Here is a 9,246-nt window from a genome sequence, read left to right as displayed (position 1 = left end):
AAAGCTTGTTATAACAAGTCACTGAAAGAAATTAGACCACCGTAACTGGTGGTTTTTTCTTGCCTAAAATAAAATCCCTCGCCTCGGTTTATATAAAAAGGTACAACCCTCAAAGTAGCTCAACTTTACTTGTTGATATACGCGCAAATTAAATATATCTTGATGTACATAAACTTATTATATTTTAAATTAAAAACCAACCCAGCTAGGAGAACAGTTATGCTGACGCGTGTAGAAAAAGCTCAACAGAAATGGGGTGGTAGCCACACAGTAATTGATAAATGGCTAAACGAACGCCAAGAACTTATTGTACTTTACTGCAAAATTGCAGGCTTTACGCCATACGAAAAGCAAGATCAAGCATTGCCAGAGCCAAAACTAATTGAATCATTTTGCCAGCTTTTAATGGATTACCTATCTGCAGGCCATTTTGAAGTATATGACGATATAGCAAAAGCATGCGAAAAAAAGGGCTTACAAAGCCAAGAGCTTGCAAACTCTATTTACCCGCGTATTTCTAGCACAACCGATGTGGCGTTAGATTTTAATGATAAGTACGCAGAAGTAGATAAAGAAGACTTATTGAAAGATTTTGATAATGACTTATCTGTTATTGGTGAAGCATTAGAAGCTCGTTTTGCACTTGAAGATGAGCTTATTGATAACTTGTTTTCTAATCACACGAATTAATACGTTACTTACGCATATTAAAAAAGGGACCTAAGGTCCCTTTTTGCATTTACACAATAAGCTTATTATTGTGCTGGTGCTTCTTCATTTTGAATTTCAAGTAATTCAACTTCAAATACAAGTGTTGAATTAGCTGGAATCTTACCTAAGTCACGGTCACCGTAAGCAAGTTCTGAAGGAATAGTGAACTTGTACTTAGAACCCACTGACATAAGTTGTAAACCTTCAGTCCAACCCGCAATTACGCGGTTAAGAGGGAAAGTTGTCGGTTCGTTACGCGCATATGAGCTATCAAACTCAGTACCGTCTAATAAAGTCCCTTTGTAGTGTACTTTAACTACATCAGTTGCCACTGGCTTTTCGCCATCGCCTTCGCTAAGTACTTCGTACTGTAGACCCGACTCAGTTACTGTAACGCCTTCTTTTTTGGCGTTGTCAGCTAGGTATTTAGCGCCTGCTTCTTTACTTTTTTCAGACTCTACTTTAGCTTTTTCTTCTTGCTTAGTACGTACTGATGTATCTAGTGCAGTTAATACTTCGCGAATTTTTTCTTCGTCAATTTTTGCATTGCCAGCAAGCGCATCTTCAAAACCACGAATTAAAAGTGCTTGGTCTAGTTCAATACCAATTTCTGTTTTGTCTGCTAGGTCTTTATTTAAAAAGTTACCTACAGATGCACCAATACCGTATGCTTGTTGCTGTTCTACAGTGTCTAATTTAACTTCAGCTTGTTCTTTTTTTGCTTCTTGATTACAAGCTGTAAGCGCTAAAACTGACGCTGCAATCAATGACAATCTAATCGTCTTTTTCATTTTAAATCTCCGACATACTTTGCAGTTGTCATTTTAATGTATTATTACTAGTGAAAGATTAACGGCCCACATGATAGGCTGCTTGTTTAATGACTAAATTCCATATTGTTAGCTAAACTAAAAACATATCCAGTGATTAGACAAACAACCTAGGCATTTAACGCGTCCTAGTCTAACCTCTCAGTCACTAAGAGTTAAGGGGAAATACCTGTAATATGTCGATATTTCGTACTTTTTTAATCGTATTTAGCTGTTTTTTAGCCATCGCCTGTACCGATAAAAAACAACACGCTGTAGCAAGTTACGAACATGCTGCACAAGGTGCGTTTTCATCAACAGTTTCAAACGATGGTAAATACAGTTTGATCTCCTCTATCAACCATGGGGTCGCCCTGTGGGATAATCAACAGCAGGTGCTAAAATACCAATGGTTTCAGCAGCAGTCACAAGACAGCCTAGTGTACGCTGTTGCCATTGCTTTTGATAACAGCGTGGCAGTTACCGCCGAAAAAACCACATTTGCTGTGTGGGATATAACCACAGGCAAAAATAAAGGTTATTACAAAATACAAAAAGCCAGTATTCGCGATATCGCCATTAGCAATCAAGGCCGTAGTGTTTTATACGGCCGTAGCGACGGCGTTGTCGTATTTGTAAACCTAGAAACCGGGCGTCGTATTGAGTTTTTAGGTCATCAAGATAAAGTTAACACCGTTGACCTTTCACCTAACGGACGCTTTGCCTTAAGTGGCTCTAACGATTATGTTGCTTACTTTTGGGATACACGTACAGGTCAAGTAATTCATCGTTTTAATCACCCAACGCGTGTTACCCAAGTGACGCTCGATCCACAAGGTCGCTATGCGTTTACGGCCGATAGTATGGCACAAGCAAATGTATGGAAGCTGACTACAGGTGATCTTGTGAGTAAACTGAAGTATATTGCGCGTCAGAAAATTTTTACTGCTGTGCGTTTTAACGAACAAGGCACTTTGCTTGCAACCGGCTCGCCAAATAAGCGCGTAGATTTGTGGCAAATACCAAGCGGTGAAAAAATTCAAACTTGGCAGGTTACCCCGCGCGAAGGCAGTAAGCCTAAATCGGCGGTGGTGCTAGATGTGACATTTACAGATAACGGTAAGTCGTTGTTAACCGAAAGCTCCAGCGGGATCGCAGAGCGATTTATTATACGAGAGAATAATGAACACAATTGAACATCGCTTAATGGAACTTGAAGCCAAAGTGGCTTTTCAAGACGAAACGATTGAAGTCTTAAATGATGAAATAAAAGTGCACCAACAGCTGTTAGCAAAAATGAAACGCCAAACCGAGCTGCTAGCAGAGAAAATTAAAGAGTCGCAGTCATCATCGTCTATGATGTCTGAAGTACCTGAGCCACCTCCACCGCATTACTAAAACCGGTAAAAATTAGGCAATAAAAAACCGGGTTAGTCGCCCGGTTTAAACACACCAATTACTTGTTCAAATTGGCGAGTAGACGCCTGAACAGCGTTATCGGGTTGCGCCATTTTATGACCACACTCAACACACTCTACTTTTTCAACATCATGTTCTCTGTATAGCATCATAGTATCCATGGCTTTGCAGTCAGGGCACGATGCTCCAGCAATAAATCGCTTCTTTTGTCTCACAACATTTTTCCTGTGGTTTGAACTGCTGTCATTTTATCGTATAACTTCACTTGTTGATACGCTTGATAAGAGCATTAAGTTCTATGTTATGATAGCGCCAACTTAACAAGGGCACAGCAAAGTAACGCATTCATGATCCAAATCTCAGAAATAGAACTACTTCGTGGCGGTAAAGCCTTATTAAAAAACGCATCAGCTACGTTATTTCCAGAACACAAAGTAGGCCTTGTTGGCGCTAATGGCTGTGGAAAATCAACGTTATTTGGTTTACTAAAATCAGAACTACAACTAGATGCCGGTAACTGCAGCATTCCAAAAGATTGGTCTATCGCCTCTGTTAAGCAAGAGACACCTGCCCTTGAAATAAGCGCGATTGATTATGTACTTCAAGGCCACCCAGAATACTACGCAATGCGTATAGCACTGCGTGAGGCCGAGAAAAACAACGATGGCGACACACAAGCTAAAGTACATATTCAGCTTGAGAACATTAAAGGCTATAGCATTGAATCAACCGCAGGTGAGCTATTACACGGCTTAGGCTTTGCCAATAACCTTATAGAAAATCCAGTAAGCTCGTTCTCTGGTGGTTGGCGTATGCGTTTAAACCTTGCCCAAGCATTAATACGCGACGCCGATTTACTATTACTCGATGAGCCAACAAACCACCTTGATTTAGATGCCGTTTATTGGCTTGAACGCTTTTTGCGTGCTTATACCGGCACCCTTGTACTTATATCGCATGACCGTGAGTTTTTAGATGCGGTGGTTGATCAAATTTGGCATGTAGATAAGCAACTTATTAACGTGTACAAAGGTAACTACTCGCAGTTTGAGCGCCAAAAAGCTGAGCGCTTACTACAACAACAAGCAATGTTTGATAAACAGCAAGATCAAATTGCTCACCTTGAGCAGTTTATAACGCGCTTTAAAGCAAAAGCCAGTAAAGCTAAACAAGCACAAAGCCGTGTGAAAGCGCTTGAACGCATGGAAAAACTAGCGCCGGCACATGCCGACTCGCCATTTAACTTTGAGTTTGCAGAGCCAAAAGCATTACCAAACCCACTAATGACGATAGATAAAGCCAAAGCGGGTTATGGTGACGTCACCATTTTAAATAATATAGAGCTAAACCTTGTACCAGGTAGCCGAATTGCTTTACTTGGTAGAAATGGTGCGGGTAAATCAACGTTAATTAAACTACTTTCTGGTGATTTAGAGCCGCAAGCTGGCGAAGTTATTCAGCATCACGGTTTAAATATTGGTTACTTTGCGCAGCATCAGCTTGAATCCCTTGATTTAAAAGCCAGTGCAATAATGCACATACAACGCCTCGACCCAAAAGCCACTGAACAATCACTACGTGACTTTTTAGGCGGCTTTGCTTTCATTGGCGATAAAGCACTTGAGCCTGTAGCCCCATTTTCGGGCGGCGAAAAAGCACGTTTAGTGCTTGCCATGTTGGTATATCAAAAACCAAATTTATTACTACTCGATGAGCCAACTAACCACCTTGATTTAGAAATGCGCCATGCACTTGTTATGGCATTACAAGGGTTTGAAGGCGCTATGGTTACCGTATCGCATGATCGCCATATGCTTAAAAACACCGCCGACGAGTTTTACTTAGTAGATGGCGGCAAAGTAACCCAGTTTGGTTACGACTTAGATGCGTATTATCAGTGGTTACTGAATGCCAATAAAGAAGCGGTTAAAGCGCAGCAAAACGACGAGCCTAAAGCAAACCCAGGTGTTAACCGTAAAGAGCAAAAGCGCTTAGAAGCTGAATTTAGAAAAGCCACTCAGCCACTTAAAAAGCAAATTGAAAAGCTTGAAAAGCAACTCGATAAATTTACTGCAGAGCTTAGCGAAGTTGAAGTAGCCCTTGGCGACAACGAACTCTACAACGATGACAACAAAGCCAAGCTTAAAGAGTTATTAGCTAAGCAAGCAACGCTTACGCCTAAACTTAACGACGTTGAAGAAGAGTTACTTATGGCACTTGAAGAAATGGAAGAAAAAGAGCAGGCATTCGCCGATGAACTTGCTCAATAGCGACCATTTTTGGCAATTTGCGTGTACTTTGTACGCAAAGCCTGATCAACAAACAACCTTGCTGGCACTACAAAACCAGCAAGGAAAAAATGTTAATTTATGCTTATTACTGCTTTATTTAGACTCATTAAATTTAAGTGTTAATACCCAACAGCTAAACGAGTTAACGCAAGTAGTTAGTGACTTTGATACTCGCGCATTACAACCTCTGCGCGCCGCTCGTAGCTATTTAAAAGCTAACCAGAATGCGATAAGTGATTACGCCACAATACGTGCAGAGTTGCTAAGCGCTGAGCTGAAGCTTGAAAAACAACAGCAACATATGTTGATTGAAACGGTAAATGAGCTTGAATTAGTCAAACTTTCAGAGCCAAACAACATTGAGCTATATGTGAAAGCCACTTAGGGTGTTAGTTTTTGTAGCCTCCTCCACTTTTTATACTCTTTTCTTTGTGCAAAAAAACTTCAAGTAATTACTCACAAAGAGGTTAAGAGGCGCTTCGCTTTTAGAGGAAAACAAACTAAATTACCCAGGTGAAAATGGGTAACTGTCAGATCAAGTCTGAGCTAGTACAGCTCAAGTAGTTCATTGATCTCCCCGCATTTACTTCTCATTCTTTTCTCTTTGTGCAAAAAATCTTTAAGTGGCTTACTCAAAAAAGTTTAAAGCGCTACGCTTTTAGATAAAGTGAAAAAAAATGAGTTACGATCAGCTTACTATTTTAAGAGAAAACTCTCTTAGCTCTCAGTGGTAATAACTTACCAACCCTTAAAACATGATCTAAATCAACTTAGCTTCACTCCTACACCTGCTTAGAAAAATAACTTGATCTCGATCACGTTGCGACCTGCAAACACCGCTTATGATTAACCCATCAACAACGAGGGGAGCAACTCATGAACGTATTCTTTAGAGACTTTTTTACAGATCCAGTTTTATTTATGTCTTTTGGGTTTTTAACCATCGTTGTTTCTTTGTGTATCTTTTTTGCTTTTTTCTTTTTGAAAAAAATACATGATGCAGAAATTCCCGAACAAAATTAAGCACGACGCACTAAAGCGCCTTATTAGTTTACTAGTTAGGCGCTTTTTATTTTCTGAAGCGAAAAATTTGATACACTAGCTTTTCGTTTAATACAAAGTGCGTAGTACAAACATGATCTCTCAGTTCAAACCAGCATGGTGGATGACCAATCGTCACGTTCAGACCATAATGCCGCGTTTTTTCCGCCCATTTCACAATACGTCCTACGAACTTGAGCAACTTGATACACCTGATGGTGACTTTATTGAGCTTGCATGGTCACTTCCACATAATGAAACCGCACCACTTGCTGTTGTTTTACATGGCCTTGAGGGCAATATAAATAGCTTTTATGCCAAAGGCATGATGAAGGCATTAAAAAAACAAGGTTATGCAGTTGTGCTTATGCACTTTAGAAATTGCTCAACCGAAGTAAATCGCCTACCACGTGCTTATCACAGCGGTGACACCGCCGATTTAGCTTTTTTTATAAATCACTTAAAGCTGCAATTTCCTAAGCGCACTATGGTCGCTGTTGGTTTTTCGTTGGGCGGTAATGTACTTGCCAAATACTTAGGTGAAGAACGCGAAAAATGCCCATTAAGTGCAGCAGCGGTGGTATCTGCTCCTTATGATTTGTCGTCATCGAGCGATGTTATTCGTAAAAGCTTAGGTAAAATTTACCAAAAATATCTGCTCGATCGGATGAAAAAATCAATGCAGCGAAAGCTGCCACAAATTAAGCAGCAAATTTCATTAACGCCAAAACAGTTAATGAAAATTGACGATTTATTAGAGTTTGATAATCAGTTAACAGCCCCTCTACATGGTTTTGAAAACGCACACGATTACTACCGTAAAGCCAGTGCTATGCCGTATTTGAAAGATATCGCTGTACCCACACTTATTATTCATTCCAAAGACGACCCTATGCTCTCAATTAAAGCCGTACCGAGTAGGCAAGACGTAAGTGAGCATGTTACGCTGCGCATCTCTGACAAGGGCGGGCATGTTGGTTTTATTAGCGGTAAAAATCCGTTTAAACCTATATTTTGGTTAGAAAAAGCCGTCCCTCATTATTTTAGCCAGCACGTATCAAATAAAGCGAGTAACAAGTAGTAATGATTATCCCTTTTGAACAACTCGATCAAGACACTCTTTATAACTTAATCGAAAGCTACGTATTACGCGAAGGTACCGATTATGGTGAAGTAGAGGCAAGCATCGAATCTAAAGTAAGCCAAGTAAAGCTGCAGCTTAAAAATGGCGAAGCGATGGTGTTTTTCTCAGAATTACACGAGTCTGTAACTATAATTTCAAAAGGCGAATTTAAAGCGCTGCAAAGTGAAGAGCATCAAGCACAGTCGTTTGATTAAGGCGTAGTACTTGTAACTTTTGAATTGAACGTACACAATGGCTTTTTACCCAAAGAGCCAAAACATGATAAAACTCAGCACTCTAGTGGTAGCCATATCACTAGCTTTAACTAGCCAAGCCCAAGCAGAACAAACAATAACAGCATCTGATAAGGCAATTAAACTCGCTAAAGATACCATTTTAATTGATACCCATATTGACGTACCTTATCGAATTCACGAAAGCTGGGTTGATGTAACCAAAGCAACTAGTGATGGCGATTTTGACTATCCTCGCGCTGTAAAAGGCGGTTTAAACGCACCGTTTATGTCGATTTATATTCCTGCGCATTTAGAGTTTGAGGGTAAAGGAAAAAGCTACCAGCTAGCCAATCAAATGATTGATAGTATGGAAGCCATAGTCCAGCGCGCACCGGATAAGTTTGCTATTGCGAGCTCAAGCTCTGATATTGAAGAGCAATTTAAACAAGGTAAGCTGTCTATAGCCATGGGTATGGAAAATGGCTCTCCAATCGAAGGTGATATGAAAAACCTTCAGCACTTTTACGACCGTGGCATTCGTTACATCACGCTAGCACACTCGCAAAGCAACCATATTTCGGATTCGTCTTACGATATACGCCGTAAATGGAAAGGCTTAAGCCCATTTGGTAAAAAGCTTGTCACTGAAATGAATAATATAGGCATGCTAATTGACGTATCGCATATTTCTGATGATGCGTTTTATCAGGTTATGGAGCTTTCTAAAACACCAGTAATTGCCTCTCATTCATCACTTCGTAAATACACGCCTGGCTTTGAGCGTAATATGAATGACGATATGCTATTAGCGCTGAAAGAAAATGGCGGCGTTATTCAAATCAACTTTGGATCAAGCTTTGTTACCGCTAAAGCAGGTAGTTGGGGCAAGCAATTAAAAAGTACAAAAGAGTCAGCTAAAAAAGAAGGCACTAAGTTAAGTAAAGATTTTGATGCTGCGTACCGTGCTAAAAATCCGTATCCATTTGCAAGTCTTGAGCAAGTACTTGACCATATTGATCACGTAGTTGAGCTAATTGGTATTGATTATGTAGGTATTGGCTCTGATTATGATGGAGTTGGCGATTCATTACCTATCGGCTTAAAAGATGTATCTAGCTACCCAAATCTTGTCCAAGGTTTAATGGATAGAGATTACAGCGACAAAGATATTAAAAAGATTTTAAGTGGCAATTTATTAAGAGTTTTAAAACAAGCGCAAGAGTATGCGAAGAAACACTAAAGCTTTTATCATATATTAGTAATTGGCTAAAAGACCAAGAGCTAACTCAATATAAGCGCGGCCTAGCCGTGCTTTTTTTATATTTAACAGCATAGTTATCTTCGGTACTATTTTCCCCTCGGGTTTCGTAAAACTCAACCCAAGCTCGGCAATAATTCTATACCTAGGAGCAAATCACTTTTCTTCAGACATTAAAAAAGGCCACCTGAGTGACCTTTTTCTAACAATTAACTTTAAAGTTAATTATTACTCTACGATAGTTGCTACAACACCAGCACCTACAGTACGACCACCTTCACGGATAGCAAAACGAAGACCTTCATCCATCGCGATTGGTGCGATTAGAGTTACTGTCATCTTGATGTTATCACCAGGC

Annotated in this window: 10 protein-coding genes and 1 pseudogene; 8 read left to right on the top strand and 3 right to left on the bottom strand. The window is 40.0% G+C overall.

The window, feature by feature from the left end; all coding sequences use genetic code 11:
- Nucleotides 1–219 precede the first annotated feature (219 nt).
- Entirely contained in the window at nucleotides 220–690 is a 471-nt protein-coding gene (gene rsd, locus H5160_RS19960) for a sigma D regulator (protein WP_138489928.1), read from the top strand.
- A 65-nt stretch (nucleotides 691–755) separates the two neighbouring features.
- On the opposite strand, the gene fkpA is transcribed toward rsd, so the two are convergent.
- Nucleotides 756–1,502, bottom strand: a complete 747-nt coding sequence (fkpA, locus tag H5160_RS19955; RefSeq protein WP_004335950.1) for an FKBP-type peptidyl-prolyl cis-trans isomerase — start codon at nucleotides 1,500–1,502, stop codon at nucleotides 756–758.
- A gap of 215 nt (nucleotides 1,503–1,717) precedes the next feature.
- Between fkpA and H5160_RS19950 the strand changes: the two genes are divergently transcribed.
- Nucleotides 1,718–2,716, top strand: a complete 999-nt coding sequence (locus H5160_RS19950) for a WD40 repeat domain-containing protein (protein ID WP_138489926.1) — start codon at nucleotides 1,718–1,720, stop codon at nucleotides 2,714–2,716.
- Complete coding sequence (locus H5160_RS19945; RefSeq protein ID WP_004335946.1) at nucleotides 2,703–2,918, top strand: SlyX family protein; 216 nt, start codon at nucleotides 2,703–2,705, stop codon at nucleotides 2,916–2,918. The genes H5160_RS19950 and H5160_RS19945 overlap by 14 nt, the downstream gene beginning before the upstream one ends.
- A 32-nt stretch (nucleotides 2,919–2,950) precedes the next feature.
- On the opposite strand, the gene H5160_RS19940 is transcribed toward H5160_RS19945, so the two are convergent.
- Entirely contained in the window at nucleotides 2,951–3,154 is a 204-nt protein-coding gene (locus H5160_RS19940) for a YheV family putative zinc ribbon protein (RefSeq protein WP_007378899.1), read from the bottom strand.
- 132 nt (nucleotides 3,155–3,286) lie between these two features.
- Between H5160_RS19940 and H5160_RS19935 the strand changes: the two genes are divergently transcribed.
- From H5160_RS19935 to H5160_RS19915, 5 genes are all read left to right on the top strand, one after another.
- On the top strand, nucleotides 3,287–5,209 hold the full coding sequence (locus tag H5160_RS19935) for an ATP-binding cassette domain-containing protein (RefSeq protein WP_182738506.1): 1,923 nt from the start codon (nucleotides 3,287–3,289) through the stop codon (nucleotides 5,207–5,209).
- On the top strand, nucleotides 5,193–5,615 hold the full coding sequence (locus H5160_RS19930) for a TIGR02444 family protein (RefSeq protein WP_182738504.1): 423 nt from the start codon (nucleotides 5,193–5,195) through the stop codon (nucleotides 5,613–5,615). The genes H5160_RS19935 and H5160_RS19930 overlap by 17 nt, the downstream gene beginning before the upstream one ends.
- Before the next feature lie 750 nt (nucleotides 5,616–6,365).
- Nucleotides 6,366–7,352 carry a hydrolase gene (locus H5160_RS19925; protein WP_024606596.1) on the top strand — a complete coding sequence of 329 codons (987 nt, stop codon included), beginning with the start codon at nucleotides 6,366–6,368 and terminating at the stop codon, nucleotides 7,350–7,352.
- A 2-nt stretch (nucleotides 7,353–7,354) separates the two neighbouring features.
- Nucleotides 7,355–7,609, top strand: coding sequence for a YheU family protein (locus H5160_RS19920; protein WP_004335925.1), 255 nt, complete (start codon nucleotides 7,355–7,357; stop codon nucleotides 7,607–7,609).
- 64 nt (nucleotides 7,610–7,673) lie between these two features.
- On the top strand, nucleotides 7,674–8,870 hold the full coding sequence (locus H5160_RS19915) for a dipeptidase (protein WP_024606595.1): 1,197 nt from the start codon (nucleotides 7,674–7,676) through the stop codon (nucleotides 8,868–8,870).
- Between the two features lie 246 nt (nucleotides 8,871–9,116).
- Here the strand turns inward: H5160_RS19915 and H5160_RS19910 are convergent.
- A pseudogene (locus H5160_RS19910) lies at nucleotides 9,117–9,246 on the bottom strand (elongation factor Tu); the annotation flags it as partial.

Origin of the sequence: Pseudoalteromonas sp. SG43-4 (assembly GCF_014164325.1) — a bacterium.
Classification (GTDB): domain Bacteria; phylum Pseudomonadota; class Gammaproteobacteria; order Enterobacterales; family Alteromonadaceae; genus Pseudoalteromonas; species Pseudoalteromonas distincta.
This window is presented reverse-complemented; position numbering and strand designations above follow the sequence as displayed.